Annotated in this window: 21 protein-coding genes; 6 read left to right on the forward strand and 15 right to left on the reverse strand. The window is 67.0% G+C overall.

The window, feature by feature from the left end; translation table 11 throughout:
• Nucleotides 1–70: 70 nt before the first annotated feature.
• Complete coding sequence (uvrA, locus tag LPA35_RS12145; protein ID WP_228897151.1) at nt 71–3127, forward strand: excinuclease ABC subunit UvrA; 3057 nt, start codon at nt 71–73, stop codon at nt 3125–3127.
• 67 nt (nt 3128–3194) lie between these two features.
• On the opposite strand, the gene LPA35_RS12150 is transcribed toward uvrA, so the two are convergent.
• Nucleotides 3195–4166, reverse strand: a complete 972-nt coding sequence (locus LPA35_RS12150; protein ID WP_228897152.1) for an alpha/beta hydrolase — start codon at nt 4164–4166, stop codon at nt 3195–3197.
• A gap of 53 nt (nt 4167–4219) precedes the next feature.
• Nucleotides 4220–4816 (reverse strand): hypothetical protein, encoded by a 597-nt coding sequence (locus tag LPA35_RS12155; protein WP_228897153.1) that lies wholly within the window; start codon nt 4814–4816, stop codon nt 4220–4222.
• A gap of 227 nt (nt 4817–5043) precedes the next feature.
• Between LPA35_RS12155 and LPA35_RS12160 the strand changes: the two genes are divergently transcribed.
• Both LPA35_RS12160 and LPA35_RS12165 read left to right on the forward strand, forming a co-directional pair.
• Nucleotides 5044–5817, forward strand: coding sequence for a response regulator (locus LPA35_RS12160; protein ID WP_228897154.1), 774 nt, complete (start codon nt 5044–5046; stop codon nt 5815–5817).
• Entirely contained in the window at nt 5814–7214 is a 1401-nt protein-coding gene (locus tag LPA35_RS12165; protein ID WP_228897155.1) for an ATP-binding protein, read from the forward strand. Before LPA35_RS12160 ends, LPA35_RS12165 begins: the two co-directional genes overlap by 4 nt.
• A 130-nt stretch (nt 7215–7344) precedes the next feature.
• Here the strand turns inward: LPA35_RS12165 and LPA35_RS12170 are convergent, their stop codons facing one another.
• Complete coding sequence (locus LPA35_RS12170; protein ID WP_228897156.1) at nt 7345–9327, reverse strand: methyl-accepting chemotaxis protein; 1983 nt, start codon at nt 9325–9327, stop codon at nt 7345–7347.
• Between the two features lie 259 nt (nt 9328–9586).
• Here LPA35_RS12170 and LPA35_RS12175 point away from each other — a divergent pair, with 259 nt between their 5' ends.
• Both LPA35_RS12175 and LPA35_RS12180 read left to right on the forward strand, forming a co-directional pair.
• Nucleotides 9587–10027, forward strand: a complete 441-nt coding sequence (locus LPA35_RS12175) for an acyl-CoA thioesterase (RefSeq protein WP_055400328.1) — start codon at nt 9587–9589, stop codon at nt 10025–10027.
• Nucleotides 10024–10998 carry an EamA family transporter gene (locus tag LPA35_RS12180; protein ID WP_228897157.1) on the forward strand — a complete coding sequence of 325 codons (975 nt, stop codon included), beginning with the start codon at nt 10024–10026 and terminating at the stop codon, nt 10996–10998. The genes LPA35_RS12175 and LPA35_RS12180 overlap by 4 nt, the downstream gene beginning before the upstream one ends.
• A 119-nt stretch (nt 10999–11117) precedes the next feature.
• Here LPA35_RS12180 and LPA35_RS12185 read toward each other — a convergent pair whose 3' ends face one another.
• From LPA35_RS12185 to def, 12 genes are all read right to left on the reverse strand, one after another.
• A complete protein-coding gene (locus LPA35_RS12185) occupies nt 11118–12122 on the reverse strand; it encodes a succinylglutamate desuccinylase/aspartoacylase family protein (protein ID WP_228897158.1) in 1005 nt (334 codons plus the stop codon).
• A complete protein-coding gene (locus tag LPA35_RS12190; protein ID WP_228897159.1) occupies nt 12119–13093 on the reverse strand; it encodes a tripartite tricarboxylate transporter substrate binding protein in 975 nt (324 codons plus the stop codon). The genes LPA35_RS12185 and LPA35_RS12190 overlap by 4 nt, the downstream gene beginning before the upstream one ends.
• A 124-nt stretch (nt 13094–13217) precedes the next feature.
• Complete coding sequence (locus LPA35_RS12195; protein ID WP_218300819.1) at nt 13218–14114, reverse strand: LysR family transcriptional regulator; 897 nt, start codon at nt 14112–14114, stop codon at nt 13218–13220.
• Between the two features lie 56 nt (nt 14115–14170).
• Nucleotides 14171–14998: an orotidine-5'-phosphate decarboxylase gene (pyrF, locus tag LPA35_RS12200; RefSeq protein WP_228897160.1), complete on the reverse strand. Its 828-nt coding sequence runs from the start codon at nt 14996–14998 to the stop codon at nt 14171–14173.
• A 191-nt stretch (nt 14999–15189) separates the two neighbouring features.
• Nucleotides 15190–15747 (reverse strand): FlgO family outer membrane protein, encoded by a 558-nt coding sequence (locus LPA35_RS12205; RefSeq protein WP_055400340.1) that lies wholly within the window; start codon nt 15745–15747, stop codon nt 15190–15192.
• A complete protein-coding gene (locus LPA35_RS12210) occupies nt 15744–16433 on the reverse strand; it encodes a hypothetical protein (RefSeq protein WP_055400342.1) in 690 nt (229 codons plus the stop codon). The genes LPA35_RS12205 and LPA35_RS12210 overlap by 4 nt, the downstream gene beginning before the upstream one ends.
• Before the next feature lie 209 nt (nt 16434–16642).
• Nucleotides 16643–17842 (reverse strand): phosphoglycerate kinase, encoded by a 1200-nt coding sequence (locus LPA35_RS12215; protein ID WP_121508157.1) that lies wholly within the window; start codon nt 17840–17842, stop codon nt 16643–16645.
• A gap of 238 nt (nt 17843–18080) precedes the next feature.
• Nucleotides 18081–18419 carry an AzlD domain-containing protein gene (locus LPA35_RS12220; protein ID WP_121421627.1) on the reverse strand — a complete coding sequence of 113 codons (339 nt, stop codon included), beginning with the start codon at nt 18417–18419 and terminating at the stop codon, nt 18081–18083.
• The gene (locus tag LPA35_RS12225) at nt 18419–19243 is read right to left on the reverse strand and encodes an AzlC family ABC transporter permease (RefSeq protein WP_228897161.1); all 825 of its coding nucleotides are present in this window, start codon (nt 19241–19243) and stop codon (nt 18419–18421) included. The genes LPA35_RS12220 and LPA35_RS12225 overlap by 1 nt, the downstream gene beginning before the upstream one ends.
• Nucleotides 19240–20229 (reverse strand): methionyl-tRNA formyltransferase, encoded by a 990-nt coding sequence (gene fmt, locus LPA35_RS12230; protein WP_228897162.1) that lies wholly within the window; start codon nt 20227–20229, stop codon nt 19240–19242. Before fmt ends, LPA35_RS12225 begins: the two co-directional genes overlap by 4 nt.
• 31 nt (nt 20230–20260) lie before the next feature.
• On the reverse strand, nt 20261–20740 hold the full coding sequence (locus tag LPA35_RS12235) for a hypothetical protein (RefSeq protein ID WP_228897163.1): 480 nt from the start codon (nt 20738–20740) through the stop codon (nt 20261–20263).
• Nucleotides 20741–20775: 35 nt separating this feature from the next.
• Nucleotides 20776–21285: a peptide deformylase gene (gene def, locus LPA35_RS12240; protein WP_121421624.1), complete on the reverse strand. Its 510-nt coding sequence runs from the start codon at nt 21283–21285 to the stop codon at nt 20776–20778.
• Between the two features lie 199 nt (nt 21286–21484).
• Here def and LPA35_RS12245 point away from each other — a divergent pair, with 199 nt between their 5' ends.
• Nucleotides 21485–22702 (forward strand): LysM peptidoglycan-binding domain-containing protein, encoded by a 1218-nt coding sequence (locus tag LPA35_RS12245; protein WP_218300823.1) that lies wholly within the window; start codon nt 21485–21487, stop codon nt 22700–22702.
• Nucleotides 22703–22729 lie beyond the last annotated feature (27 nt).

The following is a 22729-nucleotide window of genomic DNA, read 5'->3' on the forward strand; positions in this document are numbered from 1 at the left end:
GGCAGCAGCTGCAACACAGGGCATGGGGCTTGACCTATCATGGTCGGTTTCCCTGCTGTTTCCCCACTCCGTGACCGACTCCCATTCCCCCACCGATGCCCAAGCTGCCGACAGCAGCGGCCTTTACCTCGCCCGCGCCCTGCGTGAGCAGCGCATCAGCATCCGGGGGGCGCGCACGCACAACCTCAAGAACATCGACCTCGACATCCCGCGCAACCAGCTGGTGGTGATCACCGGGCTGTCGGGCTCGGGCAAGTCCAGCCTGGCGTTCGACACGCTGTATGCCGAGGGCCAGCGGCGCTATGTGGAGAGCCTGTCGGCCTATGCGCGGCAGTTTCTGGGGCGGCTGGACAAGCCCGATGTCGACCTGATCGAAGGCCTTTCGCCCGCGATTTCCATCGAGCAGAAGGCCACCAGCCACAACCCGCGCTCCACCGTGGGCACGGTGACCGAGATCCACGACTACCTGCGTCTGCTGTACGCCCGCGCTGGCACGCCGTATTGCCCCGACCACAACCTGCCGCTGGCCGCGCAAACGGTGAGCCAGATGGTGGATGCCGTGCTGGCCCTGCCCGAAGACACCAAGCTCATGCTGCTGGCGCCCGTAGCGCGCGAGAAGAAGGGCGAGTTCACCGAACTGTTTGCGCAGATGCAGGCGCTGGGCTACGTCCGCTTTCGGGTGGATGGCCAGATCTACGAGCACGAGAACCTGCCCGCGCTCAAGAAGACCGAGAAGCACAACATCGACGTGGTGATCGACCGCATCAAGGTGCGCGCCGACCTGCAGCAGCGCCTGGCCGAGAGCATCGAGGCGGTGCTGCGAGTGGGCGGACACGAGGGCAATGGCCGCGTGCTGGCGCTGGAGATGGACACGGGGCAAGAGCACCTGTTCAGCAGCAAGTTTGCTTGCCCGGTGTGCAGCTATTCGCTGCCCGAGCTGGAGCCGCGCCTGTTCTCGTTCAACTCGCCCATGGGCGCATGCCCCGCATGTGACGGCATTGGCCAGCGCGACGTGTTTGACCCGGCGCGTGTGGTGGCCTTTCCCACGCTGAGCCTGGCCAGCGGCGCCATCAAGGGCTGGGACCGGCGCAACGGCTACTACTTTGCGATGCTCGAGAGCCTGGCCAAGCACTATGCGTTCAACATCGAGGCGCCGTTCGAGTCGCTGCCGGCACCGGTGCAGCACGCCATCCTGCACGGCTCGGGCGAGGAAGAAATCGCCTTCAGCTACATCATGGACAGCGGTGCCTCCAAGGGCAAGGTGTATGCCAAGAAGCACCCGTTCGAGGGCATCATCCCCAACATGTCGCGGCGCTACCGCGAGACCGATTCGGTGGTGGTGCGCGAGGACCTCGCGCGCTTTCGCAGCACCCAGCCCTGCCCCGAATGCCACGGCACTCGCCTGCGCCGCGAAGCCCGCCACGTGCGGCTGGGCGAGGGCGAGCAGGCCCGCGCCATCTTTGAAGTGAGCCACGCCACACTGAACACCGCCCACACCTGGTTCAACGACCTGAAGCTCACGGGCGCCAAGGCCGAGATCGCCGACAAGGTCGTGCGCGAGATCGCCACGCGCCTGCAGTTCCTGAACGACGTGGGCCTGAGCTACCTGAGCCTGGACCGCAGCGCCGAGACCCTCTCCGGGGGCGAGGCGCAGCGCATCCGCCTGGCCTCGCAAATTGGATCGGGCCTGACGGGCGTGATGTACGTGCTGGACGAGCCCAGCATCGGCCTGCACCAGCGCGACAACGACCGCCTGATCGCCACGCTCAAACACCTGCGCGACATCGGCAACAGCGTGATCGTGGTCGAGCACGACGAAGACATGATGCGCGCCGCCGACCATGTGATCGACATGGGCCCCGGTGCGGGCGTGCACGGCGGGCGCGTGATGGCGCAGGGCACGTACGACGAAGTGCGTGGCAACACACAGTCGCTCACGGGCCAGTACCTGTCGGGCGTGCGCTCGATTGCCGTGCCCCCGCGCCGCACGCCCTGGCTGCCGGTGCTCGAGCAGGCTGCACCCGTGGTGGAGGCCAAGGCCAAGTCGCGCTTTCCGCAGACCGAAGCCAGCAAACGCCGCGCCGAACGCATGGCCGAGCACCACGCACGCCAGGGCGCCCTGCAGGCGCTGCGGGTGGCAGGCGCCACGGGCAACAACCTGAAGGGTGTGACGGTGGACTTCCCCGTGGGCCTGCTCACCTGCGTGACGGGCGTGTCGGGCTCGGGCAAGAGCACGCTGGTCAACGACACGCTGTACGCCGCCGTGGCCCGCCAGCTGTACCGCGCGCACGAAGAGCCTGCCGCGCACGACGAGATCGTGGGCATCGAGTACTTCGACAAGGTCATCAACGTCGACCAGAGCCCCATTGGCCGCACGCCGCGCAGCAACCCCGCCACCTACACCGGCCTGTTCACCCCCATCCGCGAGCTGATGGCCGAGGTGAACACCGCCAAGGAGCGCGGCTACGGCCCCGGGCGCTTCAGCTTCAACGTGGCCGGGGGCCGCTGCGAGGCCTGCCAGGGCGACGGTGTGGTGAAGGTGGAGATGCACTTCCTGCCCGACGTGTACGTGCCCTGCGACATCTGCCACGGCCAGCGCTACAACCGCGAGACGCTGGAAGTGCTGTGGAAGGGCAAGAACATTGCCCAAATTTTGGAGCTGACGGTGGAAGACGCCGCCGCCTTCTTCAAGGACGTTCCAACAATAGCGCGCAAGCTGCAGACGCTGCTGGACGTGGGCCTGTCGTACATCCGCCTGGGCCAGGCAGCCACCACGCTCTCGGGCGGCGAGGCGCAGCGCGTGAAGCTGGCGCAGGAGCTTTCCAAGCGCGACACGGGCCGCACGCTCTACATCCTGGACGAGCCCACCACGGGCCTGCACTTTGCCGACATTGACCTGCTGCTCAAGGTGCTGCACCAGCTGCGCGACGCGGGCAACACCATCGTCATCATCGAGCACAACCTCGACGTGATCAAAACCGCCGATTGGCTCATCGACATGGGGCCGGAGGGTGGTGCAGGCGGTGGCACCGTGGTGGGCGTGGGCACGCCCGAGGAGCTGGCGGCCAACCCGGCCAGCCATACGGGGCGGTATCTGGCGCCCTACCTGCAGGCGAAATTTGAATGAAAATGGCTGCTAGCGCTTATCTATAAAGCGCTAGCAGCTATTGATTCAGGAGCAAATTGCCGCTGCATCACTGCAGCCGCCGGGCCACCTCAGCGTCCAGCGATCCCATGAAGGCCTCCACCGCCCGGGTGTAGTCGCTCTCCAGGCCCAGTTGGGCGTTGATTTCGCCATGGTCCAGGTCCTGCGGCAACACCTCGGCGCGGCCGCCCTGGTTGCGCACGTGGCGGGCCATGGCATCGGATTGCTGGCAGGGGTCGTCCGCCCGCTGGGTGGAGCACACCATCTGCATCGGCGGAGCGCCCGCCGTCCACTGGTGGAAGGGCGACATCGCCACCCAATAAGCAGGGTCAGTGCCAAAGGCGTCGTCGTACAGCGGAAGGTGCGGGGCGCGCATGCGGGCGGGCACGTTCATCATGGCGCTGTCCAGCGAGACCGTGCCCAGCCACGGCCAGGCGCCTTCGCGCAGTGCCTGCGGGGCGCGGGCATTGAGCAGGGCCACCAGGTGGGCACCGGCCGAGTGCCCCATGAGGATGAAGCGGTTCGGGTCTCCCCCCCAGGTGCCCGCGTGCTGCTGCGCGGCCATGAGGGCGGCCTGCACATCGCGCTCCTGCACGGCCACGGGCGCGTCGGGCAGCATGCGGTAATTGATGGAGATGAGGATGAAGCCCTTGGGCACCCAGCGGTTCACCTTCTCCTGCACCACGCGGCCCATGGCCTTGTCGCCATGCCGCCAGCCGCCGCCATGCACCATGAAGATGACCGGCGCGCGCACCGCGCTGGCCACCAGGCTGTTGGTGCCCGTGGTGGGGCTGGTGGGTACATACACATCCATGCGCTGTGCCGGGTCGGTGCCGTAGGGCACATCGGCGATGCGCTGCACGCCTGCAGACAGGGCTGCCGGTGCGGCGGCTGCCTGCTTTTGTGCGATGAGAGCGCGCAGGCGGCCGCCGTTGTGCGCGGTGGTCTGGGCCTGCACGCTGGCGGTGGCCAGCGTGAGCGCGGCGAGGGTGGTCAAGGTGAGGGTGCGGCGCAGGGACATGGCAAGGCTCCTGAGGTCAGAGGGTGGCAATCGATGGCTGGGTCCAGACGGTGTTAAGGCCGCGTCGGACAAGCCATGGCCGTGCCGCTCGCGTCGTAGCAGGTGGCACTGCGGCTCAAGCCGCTGTCCTTGCTGTAGCTGCTCTGCGTCTGCACGCTGTTGCCGGTGGCCGCACTGGTGGCGGTGGTGCTGCGGGCCTGCTCCACGCTGCCGTCGGCATTGCGGCTCGCCCCGCCGCTGCTGTGCAGGCTGCCCTGGGCATTCTGGGCGGACACCGTGCCGCTGTGGCTGGCGCTGCCGTCAACACTGCGGGTGGTGCTGCCCTGGCGTGCGGCCACCCCGCCCTGCGCGCCCACGGCGGCGCCACGGCGGGTCACGCTGCCGTTGCCCTGCCCATCGGTGGTGGCGGTGCGGCCGCGCAGCATCGCGCCGTTCGGGCCGCTGCGGGCCACGCCGGTGTGGGTGGTGGTACTGCCATCGGCGTTGTGTTCCACGCTCCGGCGGGTGCGGGCCTGCGCTTCGGTGGGGGCGGTCAGCGCCAGCACGGCGCTCAGCCCCAGGGTGGCGAGGGCGGGTAGTACGAGCACACCCGCTGCCAGCGCGGTGCGGTGCAGCAGGTCGTTGTCAAAGGCTTGGGGCAGCAAAGGCATGGTGGTCAACTCCTTGGGGTTTGCCTTGGGGTGCGGCATGGTTGTACTGTGGGTCCCGGGTGTGAGCCATTGATGGCAGAAATCCACCGATGTATGACAAACCATGACAAACGCCTGCGGCTCCGTCATGCCTTGTCATGGCTGGGGGTGCATGGCCCGCCGTACCGTCCAAGTAGCGCCTACCATTGCCACCACGCCGCCTTCACTTGCCACGTTGCTCCCTGCCCATGACCGACCCCCTGGCCAAAATCCTGGTCGCTGATGACGAGCCCGACCTGCGTGCCCTGCTGCAGCGCTACCTCAGCGACCAGGGCTACACCGTGCGCACGGTCGATGGCGCGAGCCCGCTCGACGTGCTGCTGCAGCGCGAGCGCTTCGATGTGCTGGTGCTCGACGTGATGATGCCGGGCGAGGACGGCCTGGCCATCTGCCGCCGCCTGCGTGCGCAGGGCGAGACCATTCCCATCCTGATGCTCACCGCACGCGGCGACCCGGTGGACCGTATCGTGGGCCTGGAGATGGGCGCCGACGACTACCTGCCCAAGCCCTTCAACCCGCGCGAGCTGCTGGCCCGTATCCAGGCCATGGTGCGGCGCCAGCGTGTGCTGGGTGCCCACACCGGGCCGCGCCAGGCGGGCGGGCGCATTGTGTTTGGCGCCTTCACGCTGTGGCTGGACGAGCGCCGGCTGGAGCGCAACGATGGTCGCGACGACAACCACAGTCAGGGTGCGCAGGACGTGCCCCTGACCACCGGCGAATTCGCGCTGCTGCAGGCGCTGGCCCAGCAGCCACACCGACCGCTCGGGCGCGACCGGCTTATCGCGCTGGCCTATGGGCCCGACCACACCGCCACCGACCGCAGCATCGACGTGCAGGTGATGCGCCTGCGCAAGCTCATCGAGGCAGACCCGGCCCAGCCGCGCCACATCCGCACGGTGTGGGGCGTGGGCTATGTGTTTGTGCCCGATGGCGCTGCGCCGGGCGGGGGGCGCCAGCCATGATGGCCTTTGCAACCACCCGCCGCTGGGGGCTCTGGCCACGCAGCCTGCTCGGGCGCAACCTGCTGCTGATGGCCGCGCTCATCGTGCTGGGGCAGCTGGTGGCGGCGGTGCTGGTGCGGCAGATGATCTTCAAGCCCCGTGTGGCGCAGGTGGCCGATGGCGTGGCGCGCAATGTGGCCGCGCTGCGTGCGGGGCTGCAGGCACTGTCCCCGGCGCAGCGTGTGGCATTTGTCGAGGCGTTCAACCGGCAGGCCGTGTTGTCCGCACCGCCCGCTGCGCCGGAGAGCGCTGCGCGGCGTGCGCTGCTGTCGCCCCTGGAGCGGCAGTTTGTGCAGGCCGTGTCGCGCCGTCTGGGTGCGGACGATGCTGCGACACAGACACCGCAACCGACGCAACCGCTGTGGCGCCGCGACAGCACCGGCGTGCTGTCCCTGCGTGTGGTGCACGAGGGCGCGGAGGGGGCCGAGAGCTATTGGCTCAACCTGCCCAGCGTGTTCCCCAGCCGTGAGTTCACCGGCGCCTGGCTGGCCGCCACGCTGGCCAGCATGCTGCTGGCGCTGCTGGGCGCGTGGTGGCTGCAGCGCCACATCAACCGCCCGCTGGTGCAGGTGGTGGGCGCGGCACAGCAACTGGCGCAAGGCCAGTCGCCCGCAACCCTGCCGGATGATGGGCCCGAAGAAATCGCCACCGTGGCGCGCAGCTTCAACCAGATGGCACAGAGTCTGGCCACCGCCGACCACGAGCGCGCCCTGATGCTGGCCGGTGTGTCGCACGACCTGCGCACGCCGCTGACCAAGCTGCGCCTGGGGGTGGAGATTGCGGGTCCGCAGGTCGATGCGCCGCTGGCGGCCAGCATGGCGCGCAGCATCGACGAGATGGACGGCATCGTGGGCCAGTTCCTGCAGTTCGCACGCAGCGGTGAGGCCGAGGCGCCCACCACCGCATCGCTCAACGACCTGGCCCAGGCCGTGGCCGAGGCGCACGCCGACCATGGCCGCGCGCTGGTGCTGGAACTGGGGGCCCTGCCCGACGTGCCCGTGCGCCCCCAGGCCCTGCGCCGCGCGCTGGACAACCTGGTGGAAAACGCCTGGCGCCACGGTGCGCCGCCGGTGGTGCTGCGCACGGGGGCAGACGCCACCCAGGTATGGCTGGAGGTGCAGGACCAAGGCCCCGGCATCACCGCCGAAGAGATCGACCGCATGCGCCAGCCTTTTGCACGTGGCGGCGGCACGGCGCGTGCGGGCGCACCGGGGGCCGGGCTCGGGCTGGCGATTGCCGAGCGCGTGGCGCGCGCCCAGGGGGGTGCGCTGGAGTTGCACAGCGCCCCCGGCCAGGGGCTGCGCGCGCGGCTGGTGCTGCCGGTGGCGGGGCCGGGTGGTGAGCCTGCGACGGCGTGAACGGATGCGCAACGGAGGAGCGAGCGGGCTGCCCGGTCCATCCGCCGCTCCGCGCAGCGCCGCGGAGCCACGAGGCGCGCAGAGTTTGAATAGAAATGGCCGCTAGCGCTTGATGGGTAAGCACCAATAGCTATTGAATTCGTAGCGAATTTGTGGGACGTGGTGCCCTGTGCTGGCCCTGGCCTTCGTCCCCCAGACGGAACACCGACACCACCTGCACCAGGTCTTCGGCCTGGTTCTGCAGGCTGCTGGCGGCGGCGGCCATTTCCTCGACCAGGGCGGCGTTTTGCTGCGTGACCTGGTCCATCTGCGTCACGGCCTCGCCCACCTGGGCCACGCCCAGCGATTGTTCGTGGCTGGCCGCGCTGATCTCGCCCACGATGTCGGTCACGCGGCGGATGGACGCCACCACCTCGGTCATGGTGCTGCCCGCCCGGTCCACCAGGGCCGTACCTTGCTCCACGCGCTCCACGCTGGCGCTGATGAGGGCCTTGATCTCGCGCGCGGCCTCGGCACTGCGTCCGGCCAGGCTGCGCACTTCGCTGGCCACCACCGCAAAGCCCCGGCCCTGCTCGCCCGCGCGGGCGGCTTCCACGGCCGCGTTGAGCGCGAGGATGTTGGTCTGGAAGGCGATGGAGTCGATCACGCCGATGATGTCCGAGATCTTCTGCGACGCGGCGTTGATGCCCTGCATGGTGTTGACCACCTGGGCCACGACCTCGCCGCCCTGGGTGGCCACGGTGCTCGCGCTCGCGGCCAGCTGGCTGGCCTGCTGGGCGCTGTCGGCGTTCTGGCGCACGGTGGCGTTGAGCTGCTCCATCGAGGCGGCGGTTTCTTCGAGCGCACTGGCCTGGCTTTCGGTGCGGGCCGAGAGGTCGGTATTGCCCTGGGCAATCTGCACGCTGGCCGTGGCCACGTTTTCAGAACCGTTGCGCACCTGGCGCACCACCTGCGTGAGCTGGCTGCGCATCTGCTGCAGCGCTTGCAGCAGCTGGCCGACTTCGTTGGTGCCGTGGGCCAGCGGGGCGCCGCTCAGGTCACCCTGCGCCACGGCGCGTGACAGCGCCACGGCCTGCGACAGCGGCACCGTCATCGAGCGCACAAACACCAGCGCCATGCCGCTGGTGGCCGAGAGCGTGACGACCAGCGCCAGAGCCACCCACAGCAGCCCCCGCTGCAGGTCGGACACCCGGGCCTGCAGCGCCTGGTCCAGGCTGGCCATGGACAGGTTGTTGAGCGCGTTCAGCGCTTCGATGGTGCGGGTGAAGGCGTCGAAATAGTCCTTGGAGGGCAGCTGGAGTTCGCTGGCGTTGATCACATCGCGCTCGGCCATCTGCAGCGATTGCTGGATCTGGCCCTGCACGGCCTGCGCGCTGCTGCCCAGGGCGCGTTGGAGATCGGGATTGCCTTGCAGGGCGCGGTCCAGTCCCCGGAAGGTGTCGGCCTGCAGCTCGGCCACACGCTGCTGCAGCACCAGCAACTGGCCCTTGCCCTGGGGCGTCAGCTCGCGTTTGCCCAGGGCGCTGGCGCCTTGCGCGCGCAGCATGCCCAGCTTTTCGCCCAGCATGGGCGCCTGCACCAGCGAGGCCTGGATCAGTGCGTGCGTGTCGGCGTCGGGGTCGATCTGCAGGCCATAGGCATGCAGCAAGGATTCGTTGAGCTGCAGCAGCGACGCGATGAGCTGCGTGTGCTGCGCCGTGCTCTGGGCCTGCTCGATGCTGCGTGCGGCCACGGCCTGCTCCAGCGTGCGCCAGGTCTGCTGGGCCTGGGTCCAGGCGGCCATCTGGGTGGCGGGCACCTTGGCGGCCGCAAAGCGGGTGGTGGCATCGTCCAGCGCCGCGTTGACGGCATCGCGCGCAGCGGGGCGGCGTGCTGCCAGGGTTTCGTCGCCGCCCAGCATGCCCACCGACAGGCCCCGGTGCACCTGCATCTGCTGCACGAGGCGGGTGAGTGCCTGCGCAGGGACCATGCCCTGCGCCTCGTGGCGCGCATGGCCAATGGCGTGCAGCGCATCGCGCACCGTCAGGTAGGTGGGCAGCGCACTCATCATGAGCCCGAGTGTCCCCAGGATGAGGAATTTTTCGAGCAGGTTCAAGCGGTGAAGAAGGGACATGGCAGTAGGCGCACGGTGGGTGTGTGCGCAAAAGGGTAGACCTCAGGGGGCGGGGTGTCGGCACCCGCCGACTGGGATGCGGCCCTCCATCAGGCCGCGCGGGATGTAACGCAATGTAGGGGGCTGTTTTGAGTAGGGTTTTGACTCAGGTCAATTTTCGCCGACCTGCGGGGCGTCTTTGGAGGCATGCAGGCGGGGCGGCGGCAGAGGGCGCGCTGGAGAATAATGGCCCCAACACCCGCCCCTTGGAGCACCTGGCATGCAATCGATCACCCTGCGTTTCCTGGCGTCGCAAAGCACCCTGCCCCAGGCCGGCCGTGTGCCCGGTGGCACTGTGCTGCGCTGGGTGGACGAGGCCGGCTTTGCCTGCGCCAGCGCCTGGGCCAAGGGGCCGTGCATCACCGAGTTTGTGGGCGGCGCGCATTTTGTGCACCCCATTCGCCCGGGGGATCTGGTGGAGGTGCATGCGCGCCTGGCGTCAACCACCGACACCGCCATGCACCTGGCCGTGGAGGTGCGCAGCGGTGGCATCCATGGCGAGCCGCTGCAAGAGGTGCTGCACTGTGTGGCGGTCTACACCGCCGTGGATGCCGACGAGCAGCCCCGTGCCATCGACAAATGGAGCCCGGAAACCCCCGGCGACATGGCCCTGGCCCAGCGGGTGAAGGCACACATCGACGCTGCGCGGGCTGCGCAATGACGGCGCCTGTATCCGGCCCTCCAGGCCCGGTAGGTGGCCCGCTGCGTGCGCGCGACCTGCTGGCCGCCCTGGTGGTGGTGGTCCTGTGGGGCGTCAACTTCGTTGCGATGAAATGGGGGCTGCGCAGCTTCAGCCCCTTCCAGCTGGGCGCCGCGCGCTACCTGTGTGCCGCCTTGCCGCTGGTGCTGCTAGTGCGCCCGCCGCGCATGCACTGGCGCTGGGTGCTGTTGTTCGGGCTGTTCCAGGGCGTGGGGCAGTTCGGTTTTCTGTTTGTAGGGCTCAAGGTGGGCATGACGGCCGGGCTGGCCAGTGTGCTGCTGCAGACGCAGGTGTTCTTCACCGCGCTGTTCGGCTTTGCACTGCTGCGCGAGCGGCCGGGGTTGCCCTTGCGGTGGGGCATGGTGCTGGCCGCGCTGGGGCTGGTGTGTTTTGCGATGAACTACGTGGGCCCAGGCTCTGGCGTGGGTGTAGCGGCGGCCACCACGCTGGCCGGTTTGCTGCTGACGCTGTGCGGCGCTGCCATGTGGGCCTCGTCTAACATCGTGGCGCGCCTCGCGCAGCAGCAAAGCCCGGGGTTTGATCCGCTGGCGTTTGTGATCTGGAGCAGCCTGGTGCCGGTGCTGCCTTTTGTGGCGCTGTCTGCCGTGTTCGACCCTGACGCCGCACGCTGGCTGCAGTGGCAAACGCTGGCGGATGTGCCCTTGCTGTCGTGGGCGGCTGTGGCCTACCTGGGCTGGGCGGCCACCATTGTTGGCTATGCGCTGTGGACCAACCTGCTGCAGCGCTACCCTGCCAACCGCGTGGCCCCTTTCAGCCTGGCGGTGCCGGTGGTGGGGCTCACCGCAGGCTGGCTGCTGCTGGACGAGGGCGTGGCGCCCTGGCAGTGGGCGGGGATTGTGCTGGTGGTGGCAGCTCTGGCCTGTGTGGTGCTGGGGCCAAAAATACAAGCAAAAATGGCCTCTAGCGCTTGATGGATAAGCGCTAGCAGCTATTGAATTTATAGTATTTGAATAGAAGGAGGCGGGGGCTCCTGCCACCCACCGCCTCTGCAGTGCGCCTGTTGCGCCGCTACTGAGCTGTTACTGCGCGCTTACAGCGCCCTGCGCCGCGCGAACCGCACCACCGTCACGCCCGCGCGCGCCTGGCGCACCGACGGCATCACCAGCACGCAGTTGTCATACGGCGTGGTCACCGGCACACCGTCGTTGTCGCCGATCACGGTGCCAGCCTTTTCAAACAGCTCCAGCCCCGTGTAGGGCGCCACAAAGCGGAAGGCGCTGCTGGTGGCCACCACGGGGCCGGTCACCTCCAGCGCCCATTGGCGGGGCGCATCGGGCAGGCGCCAGCCGGGCAGTTGCTGCGCCAGGGCGTCGGCGCTCAGGGCGCCGGACTGTTCGATGAAGCGCACGCACTGGTCCTGCGCCACGGCGCGGCTGGCCGGGTCGCCATGGAAGCCACATTCAATGAGCAGCGAACGGGTGCTGTTGCCGTGGTCGTCTTCCAGCGCGCCAAACCGGCCGTAGTCGCGCATGCGCACGCCGTCCTTGTGGCCCGCGTCCACCACGATGTGCTCGGGCGAGCGCATGGCGCGCGCCAGTTCCAGGTTGCGCGGCTGGATGCCGGTGAGCAGCAGTGGGGCCGAGGGCTCGTGCATCGAGTGGATGTCGAGCAGCCAGTCCGCCTGCGCCACAAACGGGCGCAGCGCGGCGGCGCGGCGGCGCTCCTTGGTATCGGCTGCGTTGATGCGCTCGTCCAGCCATTGGCGGTTGAGGTCTTCGTCGGTGAAGCGCGAGGCGTCGTGGTTGCTCGCGTCAAACCGGTCGAACGCATCGAGGTTGCAGAACGCCAGCGTGAGCGTGCCCTGCTGCGGCCGCACGCCCGCTTCGAGCAGGCCCTTCAAGGCCCAGGCGCCGCACAGCTCGTTGCCATGCACCAGCGCGCTGACCATCACGTGGCGGCCGGGTTCGCCCGAGTCGAAATGCCAGACGCCTTCGGTGCCTGTGTTGCCAACGCGCCAGGCGGTGATGTCGGGCGCGGGCAGCTCGAAGGCCAGCGGTGGAACGGCCGTGTTTTGGGGGGCGGTGCTGCTGCTCATTCTTCGATCTTGGCGAATTCCACAATCTTCTTGTACTTGGCGACTTCGGCCGCCAGGAATTGGTCGATGTTGACCGTGGTCGCAGCCACGGTGGAGCCGCTGGCTTCCATCTTCTTCTTGAAATCGGGCGACTGCAGGGTGTCGTTCAGCGCCTTCTTCACCTTGTCGAACACCGGCTTGGGCAGGTTGGCCGGGCCCATCAGCGCAAACCACACGCCAATGTCCACGTTCTTGTACTGCGGGGTTTCGGCCAGGGCCGGGATGTCCGGTGTGGCGGCGGAGCGTTTGGCTTCGGTGGTGCCCAGGGCGATCACCTTTCCGCTCTTGATGTGTGGCAGGCCGCTGGAGAGCACGAACACGCCATATTCCAGGTTGTTGCCCATGAGGTCGTTGGTGAGCGGCGCGACGCCCCGGTAAGGGATGTGCGTCATGAAGAGCTTGCCCTGCTCCTTGACCATCTCGCCCGCCAGGTGCAGCGAGGTGCCCACGCCCGAACTGCCGTAGCTGAACTTGCCCGGGTTCTTGGACACCTTCTGCGTGAATTCGGCCAGGTTCTTCACGCCCGCGCCGGTGGATGCCACCAGCACCAGCGGTTGCGAGGCGATGAGGCCGATGGCGGTGAAGTCCTTCACGTCGTACTTCACCTTCTTGGTCACCAGCTTGTTGATGGCAATCTCGTTGCTGGCGCCCACCAGAAAGGTGTAGCCGTCGGGTGCGCTGCTCGCCACCTTCTGTGCACCAATCGCGCCGCCTGCGCCCCCAATGTTTTCAATCACCACCGGCACGCCCAGCTTGGCGCTCAATTCCGTGGCCACGGTGCGGCCGGTCAGGTCGGTGCTGCCCCCGGGTGGGTAGCCCACCACAATGGTGATGGGTTTGGAGGGATACACATCCTGTGCGAACGCTGGGGCCGCCAGGAGGGCCATGCCACACAGCAAGGCGGTGCGGCGCAGGGAGGGAGTGTTTTGCATGCGGGGCTCCAGTGAAGTTCTTGTGGGTGGAGCCATTGTGAAAAGGCGGGCACACGTCTGTGGTGCTGAAATGGCACCGAGGTGTGCCAAATAGGTTCTGCCCCCTCGGGCAAACCCTGGGATGTCAACGCTGTGCCAGGGCTTTCCAGAGCGCTTCGGCCACGGGGCCGAGTCGGCGTTTGGGTCGGTACAGGCGCACGTCGAAACGCACTTCCATGCGCGCATCGCCCGCAGGCGCAAGCCGTTTGGCCTGGCAATCGGCGTGCACCATGGACCAGGGCAGCCACGCCACGCCCAGGCCTTTTTGCACGTATTCGTAGTGCGCGTCGGCCGAGTCGCATTCCACCACCCGCTGCAGCCGGGGCGCATGCGGGTTCTGGGACAGATGGTCTTCCACCAGCCGGCCCAGCGCGAGCTGGGGGGCATAGGCCAGGTAGGGCACGGGCAGGTGGTCCTGCCCGAAGCGGTGCAGCGCCTGCCCTTGTGCCGTCGCCCGCGAAATGGGCACCAGCCGGTCGGACGCCACCGTGACATGCATGAACTGGCGCGCATCCAGCCGTATCGCCAGCGCCGGGTGGTGGTACACGAGCGAGAAGTCGGCTTCACCCCTTTCCAGCAGCGCCACGGTGTCTGCCAGAGCGCGGGTGCGTATGCACAGCTCGGCGTTCTGCAAAATGGGCTGCAGCCGCACCAGCCAGTCGGCCACCACCGTGCGTGCCAGGGTGCGGCCGGTGGCGAGCGTCACGGTGCGGGCCTGCCGCCCGGCCAGGCTCTGCAGCTCCTCGTGCGACTGCGCCAGGCTGCGCGCCATGTGGCCGGCGGTTTCCAGAAAGCTCTGCCCGGCAGGCGTCAGGGTGACGGGGCCGCCACCGCGCTCCACCAGCGGCGTACCCGCCCAGGCCTCCAGCGCGCGGATGCGGCGGCCAAAGGCGGGGTGCGTGACATGCCGCAGCTCGGCTGCCCGCGTGTAGCTGCGCTCCTGCGCCAGCACGATGAAGTCTTCGAGCCACTTGAGCTGCATGGGTGTGATCCGGGTGCAGCTGCGGCGCGAAGGTTGTAGGAGCTGAAAGTGGGGTGTCAGCGCGCGCGGGCCGCTTCGAGCACTGCGCGGGTGCGCTGGGCCTCGGTGCGCGCCGCCGCTGCAAAGTCGTCGCCCTTGGACGCGTACAGGATGGACCGCGACGAGTTCACGATGATCGGCCCGCCATCGCGCAGCCCGGCGCGCACGGTGGCAGCGGCGTCGCCACCCTGGGCGCCCACGCCCGGGATCAGCAGCGGCAGTGTGGGCGCAATGGCACGCACGCGCTCGATCTCCTGTGGGTAGGTGGCACCCACCACCAAGCCCAGCTGGCCGTTCTTGTTCCAGGGGCCTTGCGCCAGCCGTGCCACATGCTCATACATGAGCGGCTGGCCCTCGACGCTGGCCAGGCGCTGGGTCTGCAGGTCGTCGCCGCCCGGGTTGGAGGTGCGGCACAGCAAAAAGGCGCCCTTGCCGTGGTAGGCCAGGTAGGGCTCGATGGAGTCGAAGCCCATGAAGGGCGACAGCGTGACCGCATCGGCACCGTAGCGCTCGAAGGCCTCCTTGGCGTACTGCTCGGCCGTGGAGCCAATGTCGCCGCGCTTGGCATCCAGGATCACCGGCACATGCGGCGCGTTGGCGCGCATGTGCTGCATCAGACGTTCGAGCTGGTCTTCGGCGCTGTGGGCGGCAAAGTAGGCGATCTGTGGCTTGAAGGCACACACCAGATCGGCCGTGGCGTCCACGATGGCGGCGCAGAAGTCATAGATCTTGTGCGCATCGCCCAGCATTCCCGCAGGAAACCGCGTGGGCTCCGGGTCCAGGCCCACGCACAGCAGGGAGTTGTTTTGCGCCGTGGCGTCGCGCAGCATGTCGGTGAAGGTCATGGGGCGTGATTTTAGGTGGGGTGACAAGCACCGCCGCACGGTTTTCTGCCCACCGCTGCGGCGCAGAGGACTCCGGGGTGTGGTCACGAGCCCGCAGTGGGCAACAAAAAAGGCCGTCGAGACGGCCTTTTTGGGGGTGGTTCGGGAGTCCCCGTACGCAGCGGGAGCACCCCTACCGAATTCGCATTCCCTCAGCGCGGTACCGCCAGCAGGCGCTGCACATCCCGGTCGTTGGGCAGTGCGTAGTCGTGGCCGCGGATGATGCGGCTGTCTTCCGTGCGCACGAGCTTGAGGCTCACGTAGGTGAAATTCGCAGCGGCCGAGTAGGTACCCACCAGCACCAGCGAGGCATTGTGGCTGCGGGCGATATCCTTGATTTCGCGGGACAGCAGCAACTCGCCAGCACCTTCGCGCACGAACACGTCGCCGCGCAGCTTGATTTCCTTCACGTTGAAACCGCTGGCCGCCATGTGCGAGGCGTATTGCTCGGACAGCGTGCGGCCCAGAGGGGCCGAGCGGCTCAGGTCGTTCACGTTGACCACGGTGGCCACCAGGACGGGGCCGCTGCCTGCAGCGCTCAGGTCGAAACCGGCGGTCAGCTTGGCCACGGCATCGCGGCTGCTGGTCAGGAACTGGTTGTTGGCGGCTTCCTGGTAGGTCGGATCGGTGCGCGTGGGCGCGCCATTGTTGGCACAGCCGGCCAGCAAAGCTGCTGCGGCCAGCGCGGTCAGAAGTGCTGCGGTTTTCATTGCGAAACTACCTTCATATTGACGTTCTTGTAGTACGACGGACGCATGAACAGCGGCGTGTCCGCGTTCTCGAGGTAGTACACATCGGTCTTGCGGGCCACATACTGGCCGCCGCGTGTGACCGTGGTGGTCAGGATCAGCTCGGTGTTGGTGGGGCCGCCCGAGTTGATGCTGGCGCCGTAGTCAGCCAGCGAGGTGGCACCCAGCGCGGCCAGCAGTTGCAGATCCAGGTGCTCGTGACGCAGCCCGTAGGCTGCCATCAGGCCCGCAGCGATCATCGTGAACTGGCCAGGAATGAAGTGGGGGCGGGGGCTGTTGTGACGAACCACCTGCGTGTTGTACGTCACGTTGAGTGCCTGGCCAGGATCCTGCAAAACAGGCGCACCGCTTTGCACGAGCTTGGTGATCAGGAAATCACGGAATGCCAGATCGAATGCGCTCGGGTTGGGGGGCAGCGCGACATGCAATTGCGTGCCAGGGGCCATGCCGGTCTTGTCGAGCGTGCTGAGGGTTTGCGCCACCACATCGTTCGAGACCAGTTCCCAGTGGCCCGCCGAGCGGACCTTGGGTTGTACCGTCAGCTCAAAGTTCTCCGCCAGGGGAATGGGCGAACGATAAGCACATCCCGCCAAAGTAGCCACAGCGCCGGCCAATACCGCCAAGCTGACTGCCTTTGAAAATTTCATGATTCCCTCCTACGGACTTTGAGAGGCGGGGACATGAACAGATACATCCCACGCGATTGAAAAATAATTCTGGGCGCGATACTCAACAAAAACAAGAAAAAATTGAGGTAACTGCGCCCAGACACACGCAATTCGTTGTTTTTGGTCACAGATTGGCGTGCTTGCTTACGCGTGGCTGCATTTGCTTGTACCGGTGTGTGTAACAAATTTCAAACGATGGTAACGAAGCGTTTTTCGAGGATTTCGAACGCGGGCAGCGTCTTGCCTTCCAGCACTTCCAGAAAGGCGCCGCCGCCAGTGGAGATATAACCCACCTGTTTTTCAATGCCGTATTTGGCGATGGCCGCCAGGGTGTCGCCACCGCCAGCAATGCTGAACGCGGGCGATTCGGCAATGGCCTTGGCAATCTCGCGGGTGCCGTTTTCAAAGGCCGCGAATTCAAACACGCCCACCGGGCCGTTCCAGACGATGGTGCCTGCGGACTTGAGCTGGGTGGCCAGGCGGGCGGCGGTTTCGGGGCCGATGTCCAGGATCAGATCGTCCTCGGCCACGTCCTTGGCTGCCTTGACGGTCGCTGGGGCATCGGCGGCAAAGGCCTTGGCGGTAACCACATCGGTGGGGATCGGCACTTCGGCGCCGCGCGCTTTCATGGCGGCGATCACGGCGCGCGCTTCGTCCAGCAGGTCGGGTTCGGCCAGGCTTTTGCCGATGGGCAGGCCCGCCGCCAGCATGAAGGTGTTGGCAATGCCGCCGCCCACGATGAGCTGGTCCACCTTGTCGGCCAGGCTCTTCAAGATGGTGAGCTTGGTCGAGACCTTGGAGCCCGCCACGATGGCGGCCAGCGGGCGCTGGGGATGGGCCAGGGCCTTGGTCAGGGCGTCGATCTCGGCCGACAGCAGCGGGCCGGCGCAGGCAATGGGGGCGAATTGTGCGATGCCGTAGGTCGTGCCTTCGGCGCGGTGGGCGGTGCCAAAGGCATCGTTCACGAAGATGTCGCACAGCGCAGCCATCTTGCGGGCCAGGTCTTCCTTGTTCTTTTTCTCGCCCACGTTCAGGCGGCAATTTTCCAGCAGCACGACCTGGCCTGGGGCAACGGTGACGCCGTCCACCCAGTTCGAGACCAGCGGAACATCGCGGCCCAGCAGCTCGGACAGGCGTGCGGCCACGGGGGCCAGCGAGTCCTCGGGCTTGAACTCACCCTCGGTCGGGCGGCCCAGGTGGCTGGTCACCATGACGGCCGCCCCGGCGTCCAGCGCCATGCGGATGCAGGGGATCGATGCGCGGATGCGGGTGTCTTCGGTGATGCGGCCAGCATCGTCCTGGGGAACGTTCAGGTCGGCACGGATGAAAACGCGCTGGCCTTGGGCCTTGCCTTGGGCGCACAGATCGGAAAAGCGGAGGATGTTCATGGCGGGAGGGGTGGATTGAATCGGGCTCTTGAGGGCTGCCATTTTAGTGAGCGAAGCCCATGCGGCTCCCGCGCCCGTGCCATTGCACCCGTGGGACTGGCTCTGCCAGGCCCCTGGCGTCGTCCCCCTGGGGGCTGAGGGGCAGCGGCTCCAAGCCTGCCTGCGCAGGCTTGGACTGCACCGAAGAGCCACCGCCTCTGGCGGCGGCACTGACGCACACGGCTCAGGAGGTGCTTCTCTACCAATTCCAGCCGATGTGCAGTGGCAGGTACACAACCATGCCAACCACGATGGTGCCCAGGATGCCGCGCCGCCAGAAGTAGTAGGCAGTGGCGCACAGGACGGCAGGGATGCGCGCGTCCATGAACGTGCCGATGAGTTCGCCCTGGGTCATCAGGATCTCGGGCGCGATCACGGCGGTGAGGGCGGCCAGCGGTGCGTACTTGAGCCCGCGCTTGAGCCAGTCGGGCAGCGGCAGCTCGCGCTCGGGGATCATGAAGAACGAGCGCGACACCACCGTGATCACGGCCAGGCCGAAGATGGCGATGGCGGGTTCGATCCAGGACCAGTCGTTCATCATGGATGGCGCTCCTCGCGCAGTGGCACCACGTCGCCGGCTTCGACCTGCTCGCGTTCTTCAGGGGGCAGCACGCTGTCGGCGGGCAACAGGACCAGTTCGGGCTTGTGGCGGCGGCGGTCCACTGCTTCCATCAAGAGGCCCGCAGCCACCGCTGCCGCAATGGCCACTAGGATGTTGAGCTTGAGCGGCAGTGCAAACGCGGCAATTGCAGCCGTGGCGGCGACCCCGGTGGCCAGCCAGGTGGCCCGGTCGAACAGCAGCGACAGCAGCACGCCCAGCAGCGCCAGCACGCCCGCAAACCCCAGGCCCCAGGACAGCGGCACGGCATTGGCCAGCAGGATGCCGGCGATGGACGGCACCTGCCAGGCCAGCCAGTTGGTGCTGGCAGCACCCCAGAAATACGGCACCTGCTCGGGTTGGGGGCGCGGCTCCGGAAAACGCTTCATGAAGGCCACGTAGATCACATCGCCGCTGAAATAGCCCACCGCCAGGCGCTGGCGCAGCGGCAGGTGCGCGAAGTAGCTGCGCCACATGCTGCTGAAGATCACAAAACGCAGGTTCACACAGCTCGCCGTGAGCCAGACCACCCACAGCGGTGCGCCCACCGCCATCAAAGGGATGACCGCCAGCTGCGCGCTGCCGGCATACACCACCAGCGACATGAAGATGGCCATCCCCACGGACAGCCCACTCTTGACCATGACCACTCCGGTGACCAGGCCCCAGGCCCCGATGCCCACGGCCGTGCCCGCCATGTCGACGGCGGCCACGCGAAAGGAGGGGTGGCGCAGTGTGTTGCCGATGGCGGCCCGGCGGCTCATGCTGGTGTCGCGGCGGTGGTGGGCGCAGCGCCCAGCACCATGCCGGGCTGCAGGTCAAAGCCCCGCAAGAAATCGGCCGCTGCGAGCCGCTTGCCCCCCGCCCGCTGCAAGGTGGTCAGGCGCAGCGTGCCTTCGCCGCAGGCGACCGTCACTCCGTCGCCATTTACCGACAAAATTTGGCCCTGAGGCTTATCCGTATTCGTTTTATTGCTATCAATTTCATAACTCCACACTTTGATCGTTTCCCCGGCGCATTCGGTGCTGGCTCCGGGGAACGGGTCAAACGCCCGAATACGCTGGCCGATCACCGTGGCGGGCAGCGACCAGTCGATGGTGCTCTCGGCCTTCTCGATCTTGTGGGCGTAGGTGATGCCCTCGGCGGGCTGGGGCACAGCCTTCAGCCCTCCACAGGCGGCCAGTTCCAGAGCCTCCACGATCATGCGGCCCCCGAGGGCGGCCAGCCGGTCGTGCAGGGTGGCAGTCGTGTCCATGGGGGCGATGGCCAGCCGTTCCATCAGCAGCATGTCGCCGGTGTCCAGGCCAGCATCCATCTGCATGATGGTGACGCCGGTTTCTGCATCCCCGGCCTCGATGGCGCGATGGATGGGCGCGGCGCCCCGCCAGCGGGGCAGCAGGCTGGCGTGGATGTTCAGGCACCCTTGGGCCGGGAGATCCAATACCCACTGTGGCAGGATGAGTCCATAGGCGGCCACCACCATCACATCGGCCTGCGCAGCCACCAGCGCATCTCGCGCGGCGGCTGCATCGTCGGGGTATTTGCCGTCAAGGCGCAGGCTGCGGGGCTGCGCCACCGGGATGCCGTGTTCCAGCGCGCATTGCTTGACGGGGGAGGCCTGCAGCTTCATGCCGCGCCCCGCGGGGCGGTCGGGCTGGGTCAGGACCAGGGGCACCGTGAACCCTGCGGCCAGCAGCCGCTCCAGCGCCACGCGGGCAAATTCGGGCGTGCCGGCAAAAATGACTCTCATGGGAAACCGTTGTCAGGAGGTAAGTACGCACTCAGTCGCGCGCGTTGTCAAAATGGGGAAGCTCGTCCGTGAATAGCACCTGCCGTACCACGCCCTGGCGGTCCAGGTGGACGTGGGCAAGGCGCGGGTCGGAGTTCTGGCGGAAGCGGTAGGTCCAGATGTCGCCCTCGAACCGCGCCACACGCTCCACGCGCAAAGGCGCGCCAAAGGTGCGCTGCACATCGGCGGTGGTCCATATGCCCACCGGAAGGTTCTCAAAGCGCGCCTGCGTCAGCACCTGCTCGTTGCGCACCAGCCTGCCGCTGGCGTCGAAATCCAGGTTGTAGGCCGCAAACCCTGCGGGCAGTTCGGAGTACAGCAGCCGCTCGCCGCTTGGCAAAGGGAAGGAGGCGGTGGGCGGCCCCAGACGGGCAACCACCTCGGCGCGCAGCGCGCCGGCTTTTTCGCGGGCTGGCAGCGCACAGCCCGAAATTTGCACCGCCAGCACAAGAAGCGTCAGGCGCGCCAGCACTCCGCCACCCCTGCGGGTGCAGAGCGCCGGACCGGTCACTCGCGCGCCCCCCGCTGCTGCTTGACCATCTTGGTCTTGATGCGGTTGCGCTTGAGTGGGGAGAGGTATTCCACAAACACCTTGCCCATGAGATGGTCCATCTCGTGCTGGATGCACACCGCCAGAAGGCCATCGGCCTCAATGACGCGGGACTGGCCCTGGGCGTCCAGTGCCCGCACATGCACGGCATCGAAGCGTTCAACGCCGTCGTAGATGCCGGGTACCGAGAGGCAACCTTCTTCGTTGAGGTGCTTTTCGGCACTGGTCCAGACCAGTTCGGGGTTGATGAGCACCAGCGGCTGGTTGCGTTCCTCAGAAACGTCGATGACCACCAGGCGCTCGTGCACGTCCACCTGGGTGGCGGCCAGGCCAATGCCATGGGCGTCGTACATGGTGGCCAGCATGTCGGAGACCAGCGTCCGGATGCGGTCGTCCACCGCCGCAATGGGGCGTGCAACCTTGTGAAGCCGGGGGTCCGGGTAACAGAGAATGGGAAGGATTGCCATGAAAGCTGCCAAGAGATGTCGCTATTTTCGCCACTTTTAAGGCCTGCTGCAGCGCCGCCAGCCAATAATCGTTGCCGAATCAAGGGCTTGAGCAGAGAATCTAAGAAGCTTTGTAACGTATTTGCCCGGCTGCGCGGTTGCTCCGTGCGTCGAGGTGCCAGCGAGGGGGCGTTTCCCAATGCATGAGAAAAGGAACAACATGACAGCATTCACCAGCGTGCGGCGGACCGCCCTGGGCGCGCTCACCATCATCGCTGGCGCTTTGCTGGTCGCACCGGCTCAGGCCCAGACCCCTCCCATCTCCAGCGGTCAGCGCGCCACGGCACAGCAAGTGTCGGAGCGTGGCATCCCCTTGTCCGAGCTAGCGCCTAACGCCCCGGACACCTACACGGTGCAGCGCGGCGACACGTTGTGGGGTATTTCGGGTCTGTACCTCAAGCGGCCCTGGCGCTGGCCCGAACTGTGGGGCATGAACCTCAAGGCCATTGCAAACCCGCACCTGATTTATCCGGGCCAGACGCTTTACCTGGACAAGGATGGCAGCTACGCCCGCCTGCGGACGACACCCCCTGGCGTGTCGGATTCAGAGCCTCAGACGGTGCGCGTGTCGCCCCGCACCCGCAGCGACAGTCTGGCCAGCACGGCGCTCCCCACACTCAAGTCTCACCTGATTGAGCCCTTCCTCGTGGAGCCTCTGGTGGTGGATGCCGACGTGTTGCAACGGGCTCCCCGCATTGTGGCCACCACCGAAGATCGCGTGCTCATGGCCAGTGGCGACCGCGCCTATGTGCGCGGCGATGCATCCGCCCCCGTTCGTGCAGAACCTGGCGAGCCCCGTTTTTTCCGTGTTTTCCGCGATGCCGTGGCCATGAAGGATCCGGTGACGGGTGAAATCCTGGGGTACGAAGCACAGTACCTGGGCAAGGCCGAGCTGGTGCGTGGCGAGTCTTTTGAAGAGATTCCCAACGGCAAGGGCGGCTATGTCTCTGAATATGTGCCTGCCACTGTGGATCTGTCCGGCACCAAGGAAGAGATACGCGCAGGGGACCGCATCCTGCCAGCGCCTGCCCGGGTCTTCACCAGCTACACCCCACGAGCGCCCCACATCGATGTGGACGCGCGCATCGTCTCCATCTACGGCAGCTTCTCGGCAGCCTATGCCGCCCAGAACCAGGTGGTTGCGATCAACATGGGTTCGCAAGACGGCATTGAGCCAGGTCATGTCCTGTCGCTGCTGACCCAGGGCGACCGCATCAAGGATGTGACTGGCGAGGGGAAGACCATGATCAAGCTACCCAGCGAGAGCAACGGGACGGCCATGGTGTTCCGGACCTTCGATCGCGTCTCGTACGCGCTGCTGCTTGAAATCCGCAGCGGCGTGCGCGTGGGCGACCGCCTGATCAATCCTCAGGAATAACGGCGGACTGGCTGAAGCCGCACGGCT

The organism is Acidovorax sp. Leaf73, assembly GCF_916855635.1.
Classification (GTDB): domain Bacteria; phylum Pseudomonadota; class Gammaproteobacteria; order Burkholderiales; family Burkholderiaceae_C; genus Acidovorax; species Acidovorax facilis.

What these genes read in the sequence shown, in the direction of transcription:
- pyrF (WP_228897160.1), bottom strand. Translation starts at nt 14,998, where the DNA reads ATGACCTTCACCGACATGCTGCGCGACGCCACGGCGCAAAACAACTCC.
- LPA35_RS12175 (WP_055400328.1), top strand. Translation starts at nt 9,587, where the DNA reads ATGCAATCGATCACCCTGCGTTTCCTGGCGTCGCAAAGCACCCTGCCC.
- LPA35_RS12225 (WP_228897161.1), bottom strand. Translation starts at nt 19,243, where the DNA reads ATGAGCCGCCGGGCCGCCATCGGCAACACACTGCGCCACCCCTCCTTT.
- LPA35_RS12245 (WP_218300823.1), top strand. Translation starts at nt 21,485, where the DNA reads ATGACAGCATTCACCAGCGTGCGGCGGACCGCCCTGGGCGCGCTCACC.
- LPA35_RS12160 (WP_228897154.1), top strand. Translation starts at nt 5,044, where the DNA reads ATGACCGACCCCCTGGCCAAAATCCTGGTCGCTGATGACGAGCCCGAC.
- LPA35_RS12150 (WP_228897152.1), bottom strand. Translation starts at nt 4,166, where the DNA reads ATGTCCCTGCGCCGCACCCTCACCTTGACCACCCTCGCCGCGCTCACG.
- LPA35_RS12190 (WP_228897159.1), bottom strand. Translation starts at nt 13,093, where the DNA reads ATGCAAAACACTCCCTCCCTGCGCCGCACCGCCTTGCTGTGTGGCATG.
- LPA35_RS12210 (WP_055400342.1), bottom strand. Translation starts at nt 16,433, where the DNA reads ATGAAATTTTCAAAGGCAGTCAGCTTGGCGGTATTGGCCGGCGCTGTG.
- LPA35_RS12165 (WP_228897155.1), top strand. Translation starts at nt 5,814, where the DNA reads ATGATGGCCTTTGCAACCACCCGCCGCTGGGGGCTCTGGCCACGCAGC.
- LPA35_RS12180 (WP_228897157.1), top strand. Translation starts at nt 10,024, where the DNA reads ATGACGGCGCCTGTATCCGGCCCTCCAGGCCCGGTAGGTGGCCCGCTG.
- LPA35_RS12205 (WP_055400340.1), bottom strand. Translation starts at nt 15,747, where the DNA reads ATGAAAACCGCAGCACTTCTGACCGCGCTGGCCGCAGCAGCTTTGCTG.
- LPA35_RS12220 (WP_121421627.1), bottom strand. Translation starts at nt 18,419, where the DNA reads ATGAACGACTGGTCCTGGATCGAACCCGCCATCGCCATCTTCGGCCTG.
- def (WP_121421624.1), bottom strand. Translation starts at nt 21,285, where the DNA reads ATGGCAATCCTTCCCATTCTCTGTTACCCGGACCCCCGGCTTCACAAG.
- LPA35_RS12195 (WP_218300819.1), bottom strand. Translation starts at nt 14,114, where the DNA reads ATGCAGCTCAAGTGGCTCGAAGACTTCATCGTGCTGGCGCAGGAGCGC.
- LPA35_RS12215 (WP_121508157.1), bottom strand. Translation starts at nt 17,842, where the DNA reads ATGAACATCCTCCGCTTTTCCGATCTGTGCGCCCAAGGCAAGGCCCAA.
- fmt (WP_228897162.1), bottom strand. Translation starts at nt 20,229, where the DNA reads ATGAGAGTCATTTTTGCCGGCACGCCCGAATTTGCCCGCGTGGCGCTG.
- LPA35_RS12155 (WP_228897153.1), bottom strand. Translation starts at nt 4,816, where the DNA reads ATGCCTTTGCTGCCCCAAGCCTTTGACAACGACCTGCTGCACCGCACC.
- LPA35_RS12185 (WP_228897158.1), bottom strand. Translation starts at nt 12,122, where the DNA reads ATGAGCAGCAGCACCGCCCCCCAAAACACGGCCGTTCCACCGCTGGCC.
- LPA35_RS12170 (WP_228897156.1), bottom strand. Translation starts at nt 9,327, where the DNA reads ATGTCCCTTCTTCACCGCTTGAACCTGCTCGAAAAATTCCTCATCCTG.